The organism is Corynebacterium sp. KPL2830, assembly GCF_040225635.1.
GTDB lineage: Bacteria > Actinomycetota > Actinomycetes > Mycobacteriales > Mycobacteriaceae > Corynebacterium.
In genome coordinates, this window is sequence record NZ_JBEHFR010000003.1 from 1 (window position 1) to 15,800 (window position 15,800).

Below are 15,800 nucleotides of genomic sequence, written 5' to 3' on the forward strand. Positions count from 1 at the left end.
TCGGCGAGGATTTCTACCAGGGTACCGGCAACGGGGGAGGGGATTTCGGTGTCGACCTTGTCGGTGGAGACCTCGAGCAGTGGTTCGTCTACCTCGACGGTGTCGCCGACGGACTTGAGCCACTGGGTAATGGTGCCTTCGGTGACGGATTCGCCGAGTTCTGGCATTTCCACATCGGTGGCCTCGCCGGAGGACTTAGCGGAGGAGTCAGGCTTGGACTCTTCCTTGTCTTCCTTCTTGTCCTCGGACTTCGTTTCTTCCTTTTCTTCGGACTTGTCGTCGTCGGAGTCGGAGTCATCGGAGGATGGTGCGGCGTTTTCGTCGCCGACGCGGGCGATTGCTTCGCCGACCTCGATGGTCTCGTCTTCTTCGGCGAGGATTTCTACCAGGGTACCGGCAACGGGGGAGGGGATTTCGGTGTCGACCTTGTCGGTGGAGACCTCGAGTAGTGGTTCGTCTACCTCGACGGTGTCGCCGACGGACTTGAGCCATTGGGTAATGGTGCCTTCGGTGACGGATTCGCCGAGTTCTGGCATCTCCACATCGGTGGCCTCACCAGAAGCTTTGGAGCTGGAGCCGGACTTCTTCTCGTCCTTGTCTTCCTTCTCCTCGGACTTGGATTCTTCCTTGTCCTCAGACTTATCGTCATCGGAGTCATCAGAATCATCGGAAGAGGAGCCAGCCTCGTCTTCATCACCGATGAGCGCGATCACCTCGCCGACCTCGATGGTGTCGTCTTCTTCGGCCTTGATTTCTAGGATGGTGCCGGCCACGGGAGAAGGGATTTCGGTGTCGACCTTGTCGGTGGAGACCTCGAGCAAAGGCTCGTCCACCTCGACGGTGTCGCCGACGGACTTAAGCCACTGGGTAATGGTGCCTTCGGTTACGGACTCGCCCAGCTCGGGCATCTCAACGGAGTTCGCCATGAGTTTTAAGACTCCTCGAAAAGTTGGAAGTATTCTATCGCTACCGCACAATCTTACAGCGTGATGCCCGTCATCGTGCAGTAGTGGGGTTAGTAATACCCTCCATGCGGGTAAACTAGTGGGTTATGTTCAACCTCTTCCGCCGCAATAAGTCCCGATCGCCACTGCGACCGCCCCGCGGTCCGGGAGAAACTATTCGCCCGGAAGATGAACAAGAGCTCAAAATGTGGGCGGCCGATAAGGCATTTGTCGAGGCATTTATCGAGCCTGAGACCGTGGTCAATGAAATGTCTGTGGTCGTGGTGGATGAAAATGGTGAGTTTATTCGCCGGCGCATCGGCGGGCCGAAGGGGATTGACGCGGTAAGAAAACTATTGCAATGCGACGTTTTTGATGTCGAAGAAACCGGGTACCCCCAACGCATGCGCGAGCGCATGGAACGCCAACGCATCTTGCGCAAAAGGGAAGAACAGCGCCTTCGCCGCGCCCGTTTTGAGCGCGGCGAAAACCCTGATTCGGGGCAGGACTTAAGTTAATCGGCCTAGGCGATGGTGGCGCCGGCCTTTTCTAGCTTCGCCAGGGCGGCATTCCCGCGGTCCGGATCAACAGGAGAGCAATACTCGCTTAAGACGCGGACGGAAAAACCTTCCTTGAGAGCATCCGCCGCGGTTGCTTGCACGCAGTGATCCGTGGCAATGCCAACGATGTCTACTGCGTCGATATCGTGCTCGCGCAGCCACTCCGCCAGCAAAACGCCGTTTGCCGCGCCCTCGAATCCGGAATACGCGGCGGTGTATTCGCCCTTTCGGAAATATGCTTGCGCAGGACCGATCGCCTCGTGCATCTGAGCCCCATAGGAATCGGCGACGCAGTGCACCGGCCATGAATCCACAAAATCCGGGTCCTTAGCAAAGTGGGAACCCGGATCGATGTGCCAGTCCTGCGTGGCAACGACGGTGTCATACTCGGTCTGCAAAGAAGAGATCTTCTCTGCAACCTCGTTGCCGCGATCGGTGCCAAGCGCGCCGCCTGGGCAAAAATCGTGTTGGACATCAACGATGATTAAAGCAGTGTTCATAACTCCGCCATTTTATGCTCAGGCGGCTGCGCGGGGTATTACTTTGATTCAGCAATCTCGCGCAGGGCACCAATGACGGTGCGGGTGGGAACGCCCGTACCCATCTTTGGCGTATAGCCATAAGCGCCGGTGGTATTGAAGGAAGGCCCAGCGACATCGATATGTGCCCATTCGATGCCCTCGCCCACGAACTGCTTCAAGTAAGTGCCGGCGTATTCCATGCCGCCCTCGCGCTTGGCGTTGATATTGCGGATATCGGCGCTGGCGGATTTCACGGATTCTTCGTGTTCTTCCAAAAGCGGCATGGCCCACGCATTTTCGCCGACCTCGCGGCCGATGCCCGCCATGCGGTCGCGGAAGTCTTCCGAACCCATGACGCCGGCTGTGCGCTCGCCTAGGGCGACCATCTGGGCGCCGGTTAGCGTGGCGGTTTCGATGAGGAAGTCGGGCTTATCCTCGCTGGCGCGCGCGATGGCATCGGCAAGCACGAGGCGGCCCTCCGCATCGGTATTGAGAACCTCAGAGGTAATGCCGCCGTAGTGGGTGATGACATCGCCCGGACGGGTGGCATTATCGCCCGGCATGTTTTCTGCAAGCGGCAGGGTCGCGGTGATCTTCACTGGTAGGTTGAGCTTGGCCGCAGCGATGATGGAGGCGGCCATGGCGGCGGAACCGCCCATATCGGAAATCATGTCCCACATGCCAGAACCCGGCTTCAAGGAAATGCCGCCGGTATCGAAGGTGATGCCCTTGCCCACGAGCGCTACGTGCTTCTTCGCCTTCTTCGGGCTCCAGCTCAGGCGCACCAAGCGCGGCGGGCGAGCGGAACCGCGGCCAACGGCGGTAATTCCACCAAAGCCCTGCTTCTTCAGTGCCTTTTCATCCAGGACTTCTACCTCGAGGCCAACCTCATTAGCCTGGGCGGAGAGGAAGTCTGCATAAGACTCCGGGTACAGCAGGTTGGACGGGGTATTGACCAGGTCGCGGGCAATCACCACGGATTCTGCGGCGATTTTGGCCACCTCGAATTCCTCGCGGGCGGACTTTTCTGCTACCACGGTAAAAGCGGCGGGCTGCTCGGAATCCTTACCGGACTCAGAGCGCAGCCCCTTGAACTTGTAGCCGCCCAAGATGAGGCCTTCAACCGTGGGCGCGATTCCAAAATCGCCCAAGGAGGTGGCCACCTCTTCCAGCTTGGAAATGGAGCGTGCGGCGCTGCCGGCGGCACGGCGCAAGGTTTCTGCATCGAGGTCTTCGGCATCGCCTAGGCCGACGGCGATGATGGAATCGACCTCTGCCTTCTTAGGCGCCGGGATGCGGGTGACCTCATTGGCCTTGCCGGTTGCCCCTACAGCAATGAGGGACTCGTATGCTTCGCGCAGCGCGGCCGGCTTGAGCAGCGAGGTGCCTGGAAGTTCAATGCTGTCTTCACCTTCGAATGCCGCGATGAGTAGCGCCTGGGCATTCTTTGGGGCCTTCTTTTCTAGCTTAAGTTCCGGAAACGCTCCACGTGCGGGTCCAGCGTGCTGAGACATAAAGTCCTCCTTTTTAATTGGTACTAATGAAACTTCTGCCCATAATACCGCGCTAAAGTGAACATATTCCTACCCAGCTATAGATAAAAGGAGTAGATTGTGGGCATGCTTGATTACACGATTACCCGTACGAATCAGCCAACGGCGGCAGCAGATTTAGATAAAATCCTGGCCAATCCAGGCTTCGGCCAGTACTTTACGGACCACATGGTTACCATTGATTGGTCCACGGACAAGGGCTGGCATGATGCACAGGTCCGTCCCTACGGTCCGCTTACGATGGACCCGGCGAGCAACGTCTTCCACTACGGCCAGGCCGTATTCGAGGGCATTAAGGCCTACCGCCAGCCCGATGACTCCATCGTGACCTTCCGCCCCGATCAAAACGCGCAACGCTTTATTAATTCGGCGCAGCGCTTGGCGATGCCCGAGCTACCGCAAGAAGAGTTCATCGAGGCGCTGCGCCAACTGGTGGACATCGATAAGAGCTGGGTTCCAGAGGCCGGCGGGGAAGCATCGCTCTACCTGCGCCCCTTTATGATTTCTACCGAGGTATCGCTGGGCGTTCACCCGGCTAATGCGTATCGTTTCATTCTCTTGGCCTCGCCCGCCGGTGCGTATTTTAGCGGCGGCATTAAGCCTGTTTCGGTGTGGTTATCTACCGATTATGTCCGCTCCGCGCCGGGCGGAACCGGTGCCGCGAAATTCGCCGGCAATTACGCTGGCTCCTTGTTGGCGCAGGCCCAGGCCGAAGAAAAGGGTTGTGACCAGGTGGTGTGGCTGGATGCCATCGAACGCCGGTATATCGAAGAGATGGGCGGGATGAACCTCATGTTCGTCTACGGCACCGGCGACGACGCCGAGATCGTCACCCCGGCGCTATCCGGTTCCCTGCTTCCCGGTATTACCCGCCAATCCCTGCTGCAGGTCGCTGAAGACATGGGGTACAAGGTTACCGAGCGGCGCATTACCGCCGAAGAATGGCAGCGAGATGTGGAATCAGGGAAGATGACCGAGGCCTTTGCCTGCGGTACCGCCGCAGTCATTACGCCGGTGGGGCGCGTGCTTGGTGAGGACACCGATTTCAGCGTTAACAATAACGAGGCCGGCGAGGTCTCCATGGCTTTGCGCGAGCGCCTGACCGGTATCCAGCGCGGTGCTGTGGAGGATGCCCACGGCTGGTTGCACACTTTGGTCTAGCACGCCACGGTGAAACGCTGCGCGAGGAGGACCTGCGCCGCGCAGTTAGGCCTCTGCCTGCGCGGCGTCCGCGGTAATTTCTACGCCCAACAATAAAAGGGGTAGGGCAGACAAGGCGCCGAGCGCCGGTACCGGCTCCATTTGCAGATCCAATAGGGGCTTCAGCCGCAGCTTCTTTAAGGCCAACCCGTGAGCTGGCTGCGGCGTGATATTGGTGGCAAGGATCCAGTCGTGGATCCGCGTGTCTGCGGCGGCGCATACGGTGGCGGTGGCGGTTAAGGGGGCATCGACAAGCAGGGGCGTGCGCCGCCTAGCCGCCTGGGACATAAAGCCCACCAGCGCGGCCAATACGGGGGAGCCGCAGGCCTTAATGAGCTCCCGCCCAGTCAGATCGCGCATCCGAAACATGGAATCGCGAATGGCCGCAACCTCGGCCTTCCAAGCCTCGACGCTCGGCTGCTTGCCGACGACCACCACCGGTTCCTCCTGCGCCAAGACACCCATGACGGCCGCGGCAACCTGCGTGCTGTCGATGCCGCCCGGAATAAGCAGATCCGCACCACCATCGATTTCCGCATCCGCCGCCTGCACGCCTAGGTCATAGGCCGAGGAGCAATCCGTCACCGTGACGGATTTAATGCTGGCCTCAACCCGCCGTGCGGCGGTCTCCGTGGCCTGTGGGATCTCCTCACCATCCTCGGTGAAGATGATGGCCCGCACCCGCTGTGGCTCGGAGGCGGGGGAGCGATCCTGGCAGGCGGCTAGCCACTGTGCGGCATCGCTTAGCCGGCCGTAGGGATAAAGCTGCGAGGAATCAGCCATCAGCGTGTTTCCTTAAACATCGGCCCCGCGCTCTACGCGCGGGCGAGGAATACGCCACTTGCGGGGCTGGCTGGCGCGGGAAAACGCGTAGAATCCCAGGCCAAAGCCGGTGGCGGTGGTTCCGGGGAACTTCTTGCGGACAGCATTATTAGCGCGGCGACCCAGCCAGATGCCGTCGATGGCGAAGATGAGGATAACCACCATGGCAATAGCATTGATGAGGCCGGCGATGCTTGGAGCTGCATAGGTCACAAAGACCACGACGATAAGGGCAAGCGCCATCGGCATTACCCATTCCGAAAGCGTACGGCGGGCATCGATCCAATCGCGCACGTAGGCGCGCTCTTCACCCTGGTCGCGGGCTGGGAGGAAGCGCGGATCGCCTTCAGCCATGCGCTCTTGGCTTTCGCGGTTGCGCTGGTTGCGCTCCTTGCGCTCTTGCTTTTTATATTCTTTCCACTCGTCCTTGCTCATGGACTTTTTGAGTTCCTTGCGGCGCTTATAGCGCTGCGCATCGGATACCCCATGTGGATCGCGCTTTACGCCGCGCGCGATTTCTTGTTCCTGGCGCTTTGGCGTGGGACGACCTTTCGGAGGGGTATACCCCTTGCGGTGGGTTTCTTCCTGAACTTCTTCCTGCGCGGGAGCGGGTTCAGGGGAGGTCTTGTCATCTTTTTGCCACGGAAGTTTCACGCTGATCAGACTACAAGGTTTCGGCCCCAAGAGGGGAATAGGCCCGCCCACGGCGTTGTTATTACTATGGGCTACCTTTTCCCTCCTCGTAGATGCGGGTAGGGTAGTGGCTACGCAACCAAGACACATTTGAGGAGAAGTGATGACCGCTCCAGTTTCCGAAACCGGCGTCATTCTGACCGAGGCCGCAGCCGCAAAGGCAAAGGGCCTGCTTGATCAGGAAGGCCGCGACGATCTCTCCCTGCGCATCGCAGTGCAGCCCGGCGGCTGCGCTGGCCTGCGCTACCAGCTCTACTTCGATGACCGCAGCCTTGATGGCGACAAGGTCGACGAGGTGGGTGGAATCAAGCTCGTCGTGGACAAGATGTCCGTGCCGTACCTTACCGGTGCCAAGATCGACTTCGCTGACACCATCGAGTCCCAGGGATTTACCATCGATAACCCGAATGCCACCGGCTCCTGCGCGTGTGGCGATTCCTTCAACTAAACAGAAGGATAAAGAAAGAGGGTGAGTGCTTCTCGGCGCTCACCCTCTTTTTATGTCTTTAAAGCTCGGTGTGGAACTTTACCCAGCCCAGGTTAAAGCTTGACCGGGTAGTCGCGCTGTTCAATCTGCGGGTCGATGCGCTTTTCCACAAAGATGCCGTGCCAGATCATAAAGGAAAGCACCGTCCACAGGCGGCGGGAGTGATCGGAGACGCCATCGCGGTGCTCCTTGAGCATCTCCAGAACTTCCTTCTTGTTGAAGATGTCCTCGGTCTGGGAATCGTTGATGGTGTCTTGCGCCCAGCCGTAGAGCTCGTCGCCGGCGAGCCAGTGGCGCATGGGAACCGGAAAGCCCAGCTTCTTGCGGTTGAGCACGTGCGCGGGGACGATCTGTTCCATGGCCTTGCGCAGCGCATACTTGGTGGTGCCGTGGGAGATTTTCAGGTTATGCGGGATGGATTCTGCGACCTTGAATACTTCCTTATCTAGGAATGGCACGCGCAGCTCCAAGGAGTTGGCCATGTTGATCTTATCAGCCTTGACTAGGATGTCACCGCGCATCCAGGTAAATAGGTCAAGGTGCTGCATGCGGGCTACTGGGTCAAAGTCTTCCGACTGCGCATAGATGGGCGCGGTGACCTCGCGGTGATCCCACTCGCGCTTGGCCCATGGGATAACGCGCTGCATCTGCTCAAAGTTAAAGGACCGAGCATTGCCGTAGTAGCGCTCCTCCATGGTCATCGAGCCGCGGTTGAGCAGGGACTTGCCCTTCATGCCTTCCGGTAGCACGCGCGAGAGCTTGCCCAGGCCTTGGCGCAGGGGAGAAGGCATCTTCTCAAATGGCGCAAGCGATAGCGGCTCCTTATAGATGGTGTAGCCGCCGAAGAGCTCATCGGCGCCCTCACCGGACAAAACCACTTTGACGTGCTTGCGGGCCTCTTGGGCCACGAAGTACAGCGGCACGAGGGAAGGATCGGCCACCGGGTTATCCAGGTACCACATGATCTTAGGAATCGACTCGGCGTATTCTTCCGGCGAGACAATTTTGACGATGTGCTCTACGCCGATGGCGGCCGCCGATTCCGCGGCCACGTCCACCTCGGAATAGCCTTCGCGTTCGAAACCAGTGGTGAAGGTCAGGAGATCTGGGTTGTGGCGCTTGGCCAGGGTAGCGATGGCGGTGGAGTCGATGCCACCAGAGAGGAAGGAACCCACGGTGACATCGGCACGCATGTGCTTGGCGACGGAATCCTCCAGCGCTTCTGCAATCCGGTCAAAGAGCTGCTGTTCTTCGCCTTCTGGAACCTGCTGGACTGGGAAACGCGGCTTGAAGTAGCGCTCAGACACAACCTCCTCGCCCGGCTTCAGGGTGACCGTGCAGCCGGATTCCACGCGGCGGATATTGGCGTGCAGGGATTCCGGCTCCGGTACATATTGCAGGTCGACATAGTGCTCAATGGCGCGGCGGTCAAGGTCGAGTTCTAGACCAATGTCCTCGGCCATGTCCAAGATGCACTTCATCTCGGAGGCAAAGACTGTGCCGGCGTCCGTAGTGGCATAGTAAAGCGGCTTGATGCCGAACTGGTCGCGCGCGGCAAACATGGTCTTGGCCTTGGTATCCCAAATGACGATGCCAAACATGCCGCGGAGGTGCTCAACGACGTCCTTGCCCCAGTGGTGGTAGCCCACCGCAATGGGCTCGCCATCGCCTTCCGTATAGAAAGTATAGCCCAAAGCCTTGAGTTCATCGCGGAGCTCAACGTAGTTGTAGATCTCGCCGTTAAACGTAAGGGCATACCGCTCTGGCTCGTCCTCAGGGCCCCAGCGCAGGGGCTGGTGGGAATGTTCCAAGTCAATAATGGACAGGCGGTTAAAGCCGAAGGCGGCGTCGCCATCATGCCAAGTACCGGCTGCGTCCGGTCCGCGGTGGTGCATGCAAGGAAGCGACCGCTCCAGCGCGTCGACATATTTGTCCACGTCACCGGTGGCCGCGAGCATGCCAAGAAGTCCGCACATGTAAAGATAGCTCCTTTTAATTAAGCGACTGGTGCTCGTTGTTCTACTTTACGGTGCGTGGGGTGGAAACCAGAAAGCGCCACGGCTTGGAGGAAGCTGCAGAAAAGCTTAAATTAAGCTTCCCCGTAAGGGTGCGAACTTTCGGATGATGGTCGGAATGGTTCCCTGTGAGTTAAGGCACATGGTGAAGGTGCAGACTGGGGGTACGGTTGGAACATTGTGCAGGTGGGGCGGTAACCTACTGAAACGTGGATATAAATTGAGCGCGCTGGGTTTCTTTTAAAGCTTCAAAAAGGCTGGGAACCAAGCATTTATCCATTATTCTGATTGGGTAAGGGTGCTCTGTGAGTATTCGAGAAGTTTGTGTGGACAGAAAGGCAGAACACACGTGGGACAGCGTAATAAGCGCACCTTCGCCCGTAAGGCGGGCGTAGCTGGCGCACTTGCCCTAGGCGGTCTCGCCCTGGCTGGTTGTGACGTTCAGGCGCCAACTGCTGTAGAGAACCTCCTGGGATTCGGTTGGCCAAAGGGTGTTACCCCTGAGGCTGAAGCAATGTACAACTTCTGGATCTGGGTCTGGGTTGCAGCTTGGATCGTCGGCTTCATCATGTGGGGTCTATTCCTTACTGCAATTTTCCGCTGGAGCGCGAAGAAGGCAAAGCGTGATGGAAAGGGTGAATTCCCGCGCCAGACGCAGTACAACGTGCCATTGGAAATGGTATTGACCATCGTTCCAATCCTGATCATCATGACCTTGTTCTTCTTCACGGTGCAGACCCAGCAGAAGGTCACCGCATTGGATAAGGATCCAAAGGTCACCGTTGACGTCACGGCATTCCAGTGGAACTGGAAGTTCGGCTACGCCGAGAACCACGTCAACGGTGAGAACTACAACGGTGCGGACGAAGCACGTCAGGCTGAAGCGGAAAAGACCGCCCATGACCCTGAGGGTGTGGACAACCCCAACCCAATTCACGGTAAGTCCAAGGGTGACCTTTCCTACCTCAACTACAACAAGATTGAGACCGTAGGCTCCACCGAAGAGGTTCCGGTTCTGGTACTTCCTTCCGATACCGCAATCGAGTTCCGTTTGGCTTCCGCTGACGTTTCTCACGCGTTCTGGGTGCCGGAGTTCTTGTTCAAGCGCGACGTCTATGCACACCCTGAGGCCAACGCCCAGGAGCGCAGCTTCCAGATCGAATCGATTGATAAGCAAGGCGCCTTTGTCGGCCGCTGTGCTGAGATGTGCGGTACCTACCACTCCATGATGAACTTCGAGATTCGCGTTGTGTCCCCAGAGGACTTCAATGCCTACATGGACTTCCGTGAGAAGAACCCGAACGCCACCAACGCCGAGGCGCTGAAGGAAATCGACCAGGATCCGTACGCAGTTACCACCCACCCGTTCTCCGGTGAGCGTGACACCGCCGATGGTGACAACTACGTTAAGACCGCGGCATAAGAGATAAGGACATTACACAATGCGTGCAACATCGAAAGTCTTTTACTCAATCGCGACCTACCTTTTCGTCTCGCTGATTGTTTATATCTTTGGCGTCACCCTCGTGAAGGATGATGGTTACCTCTACGGCGCCGAGTGGGTGGGCATCGTGGGTATGTTCCTCTCCGTCGTGCTCTGCCTCATGCTGGGCGGCTACCTGCACTTCACCGATAACCGCAGCGACGTTCTGCCGGAAGACTGGGAAGAAGCAGAGACCGAGGACTCCGCCGGTATCTTGGGCTTCTTCTCCCCAAGCTCCATCTGGCCACTGGCCATGGCAGGCTCCATCGGCTTCTTGGGCCTCGGCGTCATCTTCCTGTACTACTGGCTCATCGCCTTGGGTGCCGTGTGCTTGATTGCTGCCTGCGCCGGCCTGTCCTTGCAATACGGTCTGCCTAAGGAAAAGCACTAGAAATCATCTAGTCGCAGACACTGCCTAAACTTCTCAGCCCTCCTCACCATTCCTCGGTGGGGAGGGCTTTGGCGATCTGCGTCGGAAATCGACGGGCAAAGTTCCCGCGGTTCCCAAATTTTTTTAAAGGAGGGGGAGAGGGGTTACGCCCAGGTTTTAAGTGGGCAGCAAAAGCGCATCCCAGCACGTAAACGGCTATTTCTGCGGGGGTCAACCGAAAGTTGCAAATGGGCCATTTTCCCCGGAAACCACCGTGTGATTTATCTCTCTAAGAAATTTGCCCAAACCGGTTGCGGACGAGAGCTGAACCGTCGCGGCCGAGACGGCTACAGCGGAGTGGATTGTGACAGTACTTCAAATTTGCAGGCGTCACCTGCATTGATGTCTCGTCGGATGAGAATAGAAAAAGTTCCCAGGTAATTATTAATAGCGAGTTCCACACGCTTCCTTATTGGTGGCTGGCAATTCGGTAAAAAACGATTAGCGAAAGCGGGGGGAATTGAAGTGACTTTAGGGTCCGGAACGGCCATAATTACCACTGTGACGAGCGTAGTTTCTAACCAAGGTATGACAGCACCACGTGTTGCCTCGCTGAACCGACCCAATATGGTCAGCGTGGGCACCATCGTGTTCCTGTCTCAGGAATTGATGTTCTTTGCCGGACTGTTCGCGATGTGGTTCACCTCGCGAGCGAACGGCCAGGAAGGCGATTGGGCGGAGCACACTGCCCATATCAACCTGCCAATGGGTTTTCTCATTACTGCAGTGTTGATTTCTTCCTCCGTGACCTCGCAGTTCGGCGTGTTTGCCGCAGAAAGGGGTGACGTTTACAAGCTTCGACTCTGGTACACCATCACGCTGGTATTGGGTGTTGTCTTCTTGGGCATCATGGCGTTTGAGTGGGCTGAGTTGATTCACGCAGGCGTGACGGTACAGTCCAGCGTCTTTGGTTCGGTGTTCTACATCATCACCGGCTTCCACGCTGCGCACGTAACCGCCGGTTTGATTTCCTTTGCAATCATTCTGGCCCGTATCGCTAAATCTAAATTCACGCCGGCACAGGCAACTGCCGCCATGGCAGTGTCCTACTACTGGCACTTCGTTGACGTTGTGTGGATCGGTGTGTTCACCGTTATCTACTTGATTCAATAGTGTCGGCGAACCTCTCCCCAAAACAGTCCTCCCGTGTTCGAGTTATCTAAAGGAAAATGATGGATAACAATTCGCAGTCCGAGTCAGTGGAGCAGACCACTGTCGCGGCTAAGAAGACCCGCCGTCGCCGCAAGGCGAAGCGCACCCTTGCAGGTGGCTTTGCTTTGGCCATCGGTTTGACCGGCGCTGGCGTCTTGGCCTCTGCCTTGACGCCCGACGCTCAGGTCGCTACGGCGGAAAAAGATGATCAAGCCCTCGTGCAAGAGGGTAAGGACATCTACGACACCGCTTGTATCACCTGCCACGGTGCCAATCTGCAGGGCATCGAAGGCCGTGGCCCCTCTCTCGTAGGTATCGGCGCCGGCTCTGTGTACTTCCAAGTTCACTCTGGGCGTATGCCGATGATGTCCAACGACGCTCAGGCAGAGCGCAAGGCTCCTCGTTACACCGAGCAGCAGACCTTGGCGCTGGCCGCTTATGTTGCAGCTAACGGCGGCGGCTCGGACATCGTCTACAACGATGATGGAAGCATTGCTCAGGAATCCCTTCGTGGCGCTAACTACAATGGTCAGATTCAGGCCGAAGACGTTGCTAAGGGCTCCGAGCTGTTCCGCATGAACTGTGCATCCTGCCACAACTTCACCGGCCAGGGCGGCGCGCTGTCCTCCGGTAAATACGCTCCTGAGCTCGCGCCCGCTAACGAGCAGGAGATCTACCAGGCAATGTTGACCGGTCCGCAGAACATGCCAAAGTTCTCTGACCGCCAGCTGACTGCAGACGAAAAGAAGGACATCATCGCCTACTTGAAGTCTGCGGAAGAGACTCCGTCTCCTGCCGGTTGGGATCTTGGCGGTCTCGGCCCAGTGGCTGAAGGCCTGGCAATGTGGATTATCGGTATCAGCGCCCTGTGCGCCGCTGCTATGTGGATTGGATCGCGCTCATGAGCAATGTGAAAAAGAATTACACTGACGCAGAGCTCGATAAGATGAGCAATGATGAACTTGCTGCACTTGGTACCGAGCTCGATGATGTCACCGTAGCGTTCCGCAAGGAGCGCTACCCGGTTGAAGGTGACCCCGCAGATAAGCGCGCGGGGCGCAATGTCGCCATCTGGTTGGCAATCTCCGCTATCGGCGGATTGGGCTTCTTGGCTGTTTACCTCTTCTGGCCTTGGCAGTACAAGCAGCTAGGGGAGGACGGCCTTGTTTGGCATACTCTCTACACCCCGCTGCTTGGCATTACCGCCGCACTGTCCATTTTTGGACTCGGCTTTGCCATCGTGCAGTACGTCAAAAAGATTCTGCCGGAAGAGATTTCCGTGCAGCGTCGCCACGATGGTCCTTCGGAAGAAGTTGACCGTCGTACTCTTACCGCTCTCTTGAACGACTCGTGGAAGACCTCCACTCTTGGCCGCCGTAAGACCATCCAAGGTCTGCTCGGTGGTGCGGGCGTACTCTTCGGCTTGACTGTTAGTGCTCCGCTGGGCGGCGCAATCCGTAATCCATGGAAGGTTCGCCACGAGGTGAACTACGCCGGTGACGGCACGCTGTGGACCTCCGGTTGGACCATGTACGAGAAGGGCGTAAAGCTTTACCTCGCTCGTGACACCGGCACCATCGCTGAGAAGCACTCTGGTGAGTCCGGAGAGCACTACACCACCGAAGGCGTTACCCGCCTTGTGCGCGTTCGCCCTGAGGACTTGGCCGCCGGTGGCATGGAGACCGTCTTCCCGCTTGCGGAAGAGGACGTTAACGACGGTGATCAATACGACGCTAAGCGCGACGTGTACGAACACCACATGCACTCCATCCACGGCAACCGCAACGCGGTGATGTTGATTCGTCTGCGCCACTCCGATGCGCAGAAGGCAATCGAGCGTGAGGGACAGGAAGACTTCCACCACGGCGATTACTACGCCTACTCCAAGATTTGTACTCACATTGGTTGCCCAACTTCCTTGTACGAGGCACAAACCAACCGAATCCTGTGCCCTTGCCACCAGTCGCAGTTCGACGCTTTGCACTACGGTAAGCCGGTCTTCGGCCCGGCCGCCCGTGCTCTGCCACAGCTGCCTATCACGGTGGACGATGAGGGCTACCTTGTTGCAGAGGGCAACTTCATTGAGCCTGTCGGTCCGGCATTCTGGGAGCGTAAGTCATAATGAGCAATAAACTCGCCCAAATGGGCAACAACATGGACGAGCGCTACAGCGCCGCCGGCGTGCTAAGGACGCAGCTAAACAAGGTCTTTCCGACCCACTGGTCCTTCATGCTCGGTGAGATGGCGCTGTACAGCTTCATCATTCTTCTACTAACCGGTACATACCTAGCGCTTTTCTTCGACCCTTCCATTACGAAGGTCATCTACGACGGCACCTACGCACCGCTGAACGGTGTTGAGATGTCGCGCGCCTATGCAACCGCACTCGATATTTCCTTCGAGGTGCGTGGCGGTCTCTTTGTTCGCCAGATGCACCACTGGGCAGCCCTGCTGTTCATGATGTCGATGGTTGCGCACATGCTGCGCATCTTCTTCACCGGTGCTTTCCGTCGCCCGCGCGAAGCCAACTGGATTATTGGTTGCACCCTTATCCTGCTGGGCATGATCGAGGGCTTCCTCGGTTACTCCCTGCCGGATGACCTGCTTTCCGGTGTCGGTCTGCGCATTATGTCCGCCATCATCCTGGGTCTGCCGATTATCGGTACTTGGCTGCACTGGGCCATCTTCAACGGCGACTTCCCGTCCGACCTGATGCTGGACCGCTTCTACATCCTCCACGTTCTGGTTATCCCAGGCATCATCCTGGGCCTCATTGCAGCCCACTTGATCATGGTTTGGTTCCAGAAGCACACCCAGTTCCCTGGACCGGGTCGCGCAGAGAATAACGTTGTCGGCGTCCGCATTATGCCGGTCTTCGCCACCAAGGCAATTGGTATGGGCATGATGGTCGCTGGTGTCCTGGCTCTGATGTCCGGTGTGCTGACCATCAACGCCATCTGGTTGCTTGGTCCGTACAACCCATCTCAGGTTTCTGCAGGTTCCCAGCCCGATATCTACATGCTCTGGACAGACGGTGTGGCTCGTGTCATGCCTGCTTGGGAGCTGTATCTGGGCAACTACACGATTCCTTCCGCTTTCTGGGTGGCGCTGTTGTGTGGCCTGATGGTCGTGCTGCTCATCACCTACCCGTTCTTGGAGAAGAAGTTCACTGGCGACGACGCGCATCACAACCTTCTGCAGCGTCCGCGTGACGTTCCTACCCGTTCCGCAATTGGTGCAGCAGCAATCGTGTTCTTCTTGCTGGTCACCTTGTCCGGTGGTAACGACCACGTTGCGCACTTCTTCCAGATTTCGTTGAACGCGATGACTTGGGTGGGACGTATCGGCCTGATTATCTTGCCGCCGATTGCTTACTTCATGACCTACCGCATTTGCGTAGGTCTCCAACGTTCCGACCGCGAGGTGCTCGAGCACGGTATCGCTACCGGTGTTATCAAGCAGCTGCCTAACGGTGCCTTCATTGAGGTTCACCAGCCGCTTGGCCCCGTTGACGAGCACGGCCACGCAGTACCGCTCGAGTACGCAGGCGCTCAGGTGCCGAAGCAACTTAACCACCTCGGTTACGCTGACTCCGAAATCCAGGGCACCTTCAGCCCGGATGATCCGGAACTCATGCGCCGCGTTCACGAGACTCACGAGGAGAACCACGAAGAGGAAGCGGAGATGTTCCGCCGCCTCAACGAGGCCAACCGTCGTGATGACGAGGAAAACGGCCGCATCTAGCCTCTCCTTGGGTTAGCTCGATACACGCTCACTAGATAAACCCGTTGTCCGCCTGAAATTAGGCGCACAGCGGGTTTGTTAGTTTTTGAATGCATTGGTTGCCGCAGTTGGTTCGGCTGTTTAAGTTCTCTACCGCAAGCACTCCTTTAGGGGGCTAGTGCGCGTGTCTTGGTAGGGGTGACCTCGTGCCATGTTG

The 15,800-nt window shown here is 57.6% G+C and carries 15 protein-coding genes; 9 read left to right on the forward strand and 6 right to left on the reverse strand.

The annotated features are described in order from the left end of the window. Positions 1–926 (reverse strand): biotin/lipoyl-containing protein (locus ABRP87_RS01630; protein WP_349867321.1); only part of this gene is annotated, 926 nt, incomplete at its 3' end. Positions 927–1,051: 125 nt separating this feature from the next. On the opposite strand from ABRP87_RS01630, the gene ABRP87_RS01635 reads away from it, so the two are divergent. Next, the gene (locus tag ABRP87_RS01635) at positions 1,052–1,462 is read left to right on the forward strand and encodes an oxidoreductase (protein WP_349852654.1); all 411 of its coding nucleotides are present in this window, start codon (positions 1,052–1,054) and stop codon (positions 1,460–1,462) included. A 5-nt stretch (positions 1,463–1,467) separates the two neighbouring features. Here the strand turns inward: ABRP87_RS01635 and ABRP87_RS01640 are convergent, their stop codons facing one another. Together ABRP87_RS01640 and ABRP87_RS01645 are read right to left on the reverse strand one after the other, a co-directional pair. Next, positions 1,468–2,004, reverse strand: a complete 537-nt coding sequence (locus ABRP87_RS01640) for an isochorismatase family protein (RefSeq protein WP_349867323.1) — start codon at positions 2,002–2,004, stop codon at positions 1,468–1,470. Positions 2,005–2,042: 38 nt separating this feature from the next. Beyond that, the gene (locus ABRP87_RS01645; RefSeq protein WP_349867325.1) at positions 2,043–3,539 is read right to left on the reverse strand and encodes a leucyl aminopeptidase; all 1,497 of its coding nucleotides are present in this window, start codon (positions 3,537–3,539) and stop codon (positions 2,043–2,045) included. Between the two features lie 105 nt (positions 3,540–3,644). Here ABRP87_RS01645 and ABRP87_RS01650 point away from each other — a divergent pair, with 105 nt between their 5' ends. Further along, complete coding sequence (locus ABRP87_RS01650) at positions 3,645–4,739, forward strand: branched-chain amino acid aminotransferase (protein WP_349867327.1); 1,095 nt, start codon at positions 3,645–3,647, stop codon at positions 4,737–4,739. A gap of 45 nt (positions 4,740–4,784) precedes the next feature. Here the strand turns inward: ABRP87_RS01650 and ABRP87_RS01655 are convergent, their stop codons facing one another. Further along, positions 4,785–5,561 carry a nicotinate-nucleotide--dimethylbenzimidazole phosphoribosyltransferase gene (locus ABRP87_RS01655; RefSeq protein ID WP_023027915.1) on the reverse strand — a complete coding sequence of 259 codons (777 nt, stop codon included), beginning with the start codon at positions 5,559–5,561 and terminating at the stop codon, positions 4,785–4,787. Positions 5,562–5,573: 12 nt separating this feature from the next. Then, a complete protein-coding gene (locus ABRP87_RS01660) occupies positions 5,574–6,254 on the reverse strand; it encodes a DUF3043 domain-containing protein (protein WP_034659101.1) in 681 nt (226 codons plus the stop codon). Positions 6,255–6,396: 142 nt separating this feature from the next. On the opposite strand from ABRP87_RS01660, the gene ABRP87_RS01665 reads away from it, so the two are divergent. Continuing rightward, the gene (locus ABRP87_RS01665; RefSeq protein WP_005283948.1) at positions 6,397–6,741 is read left to right on the forward strand and encodes a HesB/IscA family protein; all 345 of its coding nucleotides are present in this window, start codon (positions 6,397–6,399) and stop codon (positions 6,739–6,741) included. 92 nt (positions 6,742–6,833) lie between these two features. Here the strand turns inward: ABRP87_RS01665 and asnB are convergent, their stop codons facing one another. Beyond that, positions 6,834–8,756 (reverse strand): asparagine synthase (glutamine-hydrolyzing), encoded by a 1,923-nt coding sequence (asnB, locus tag ABRP87_RS01670; protein WP_349867329.1) that lies wholly within the window; start codon positions 8,754–8,756, stop codon positions 6,834–6,836. 388 nt (positions 8,757–9,144) lie between these two features. Between asnB and ctaC the strand changes: the two genes are divergently transcribed. The 6 genes from ctaC (at position 9,145) to qcrB (ending at position 15,604) form a co-directional block, all read left to right on the forward strand. Beyond that, positions 9,145–10,218, forward strand: a complete 1,074-nt coding sequence (gene ctaC / locus ABRP87_RS01675; RefSeq protein ID WP_349867331.1) for an aa3-type cytochrome oxidase subunit II — start codon at positions 9,145–9,147, stop codon at positions 10,216–10,218. Positions 10,219–10,237: 19 nt separating this feature from the next. Next, complete coding sequence (ctaF, locus tag ABRP87_RS01680) at positions 10,238–10,669, forward strand: aa3-type cytochrome oxidase subunit IV (protein ID WP_023023132.1); 432 nt, start codon at positions 10,238–10,240, stop codon at positions 10,667–10,669. Between the two features lie 540 nt (positions 10,670–11,209). Next, positions 11,210–11,821: an aa3-type cytochrome oxidase subunit III gene (ctaE, locus tag ABRP87_RS01685; RefSeq protein WP_369707792.1), complete on the forward strand. Its 612-nt coding sequence runs from the start codon at positions 11,210–11,212 to the stop codon at positions 11,819–11,821. Between the two features lie 56 nt (positions 11,822–11,877). After that, positions 11,878–12,765, forward strand: coding sequence for a cytochrome bc1 complex diheme cytochrome c subunit (qcrC, locus tag ABRP87_RS01690; protein ID WP_239269747.1), 888 nt, complete (start codon positions 11,878–11,880; stop codon positions 12,763–12,765). Continuing rightward, positions 12,762–13,982 carry a cytochrome bc1 complex Rieske iron-sulfur subunit gene (gene qcrA, locus ABRP87_RS01695; RefSeq protein WP_349867332.1) on the forward strand — a complete coding sequence of 407 codons (1,221 nt, stop codon included), beginning with the start codon at positions 12,762–12,764 and terminating at the stop codon, positions 13,980–13,982. The genes qcrC and qcrA overlap by 4 nt, the downstream gene beginning before the upstream one ends. After that, a complete protein-coding gene (gene qcrB / locus ABRP87_RS01700) occupies positions 13,982–15,604 on the forward strand; it encodes a cytochrome bc1 complex cytochrome b subunit (RefSeq protein ID WP_349867334.1) in 1,623 nt (540 codons plus the stop codon). Before qcrA ends, qcrB begins: the two co-directional genes overlap by 1 nt. Positions 15,605–15,800 lie beyond the last annotated feature (196 nt).

Bases quoted from the DNA above. Each gene is read 5' to 3' on its own strand.
- ABRP87_RS01635 (WP_349852654.1), top strand. From the start codon at position 1,052: ATGTTCAACCTCTTCCGCCGCAATAAGTCCCGATCGCCACTGCGACCG.
- ABRP87_RS01640 (WP_349867323.1), bottom strand. From the start codon at position 2,004: ATGAACACTGCTTTAATCATCGTTGATGTCCAACACGATTTTTGCCCA.
- ABRP87_RS01645 (WP_349867325.1), bottom strand. From the start codon at position 3,539: ATGTCTCAGCACGCTGGACCCGCACGTGGAGCGTTTCCGGAACTTAAG.
- ABRP87_RS01650 (WP_349867327.1), top strand. From the start codon at position 3,645: ATGCTTGATTACACGATTACCCGTACGAATCAGCCAACGGCGGCAGCA.
- ABRP87_RS01655 (WP_023027915.1), bottom strand. From the start codon at position 5,561: ATGGCTGATTCCTCGCAGCTTTATCCCTACGGCCGGCTAAGCGATGCC.
- ABRP87_RS01665 (WP_005283948.1), top strand. From the start codon at position 6,397: ATGACCGCTCCAGTTTCCGAAACCGGCGTCATTCTGACCGAGGCCGCA.
- asnB (WP_349867329.1), bottom strand. From the start codon at position 8,756: ATGTGCGGACTTCTTGGCATGCTCGCGGCCACCGGTGACGTGGACAAA.
- ctaF (WP_023023132.1), top strand. From the start codon at position 10,238: ATGCGTGCAACATCGAAAGTCTTTTACTCAATCGCGACCTACCTTTTC.
- qcrC (WP_239269747.1), top strand. From the start codon at position 11,878: ATGATGGATAACAATTCGCAGTCCGAGTCAGTGGAGCAGACCACTGTC.
- qcrA (WP_349867332.1), top strand. From the start codon at position 12,762: ATGAGCAATGTGAAAAAGAATTACACTGACGCAGAGCTCGATAAGATG.
- qcrB (WP_349867334.1), top strand. From the start codon at position 13,982: ATGAGCAATAAACTCGCCCAAATGGGCAACAACATGGACGAGCGCTAC.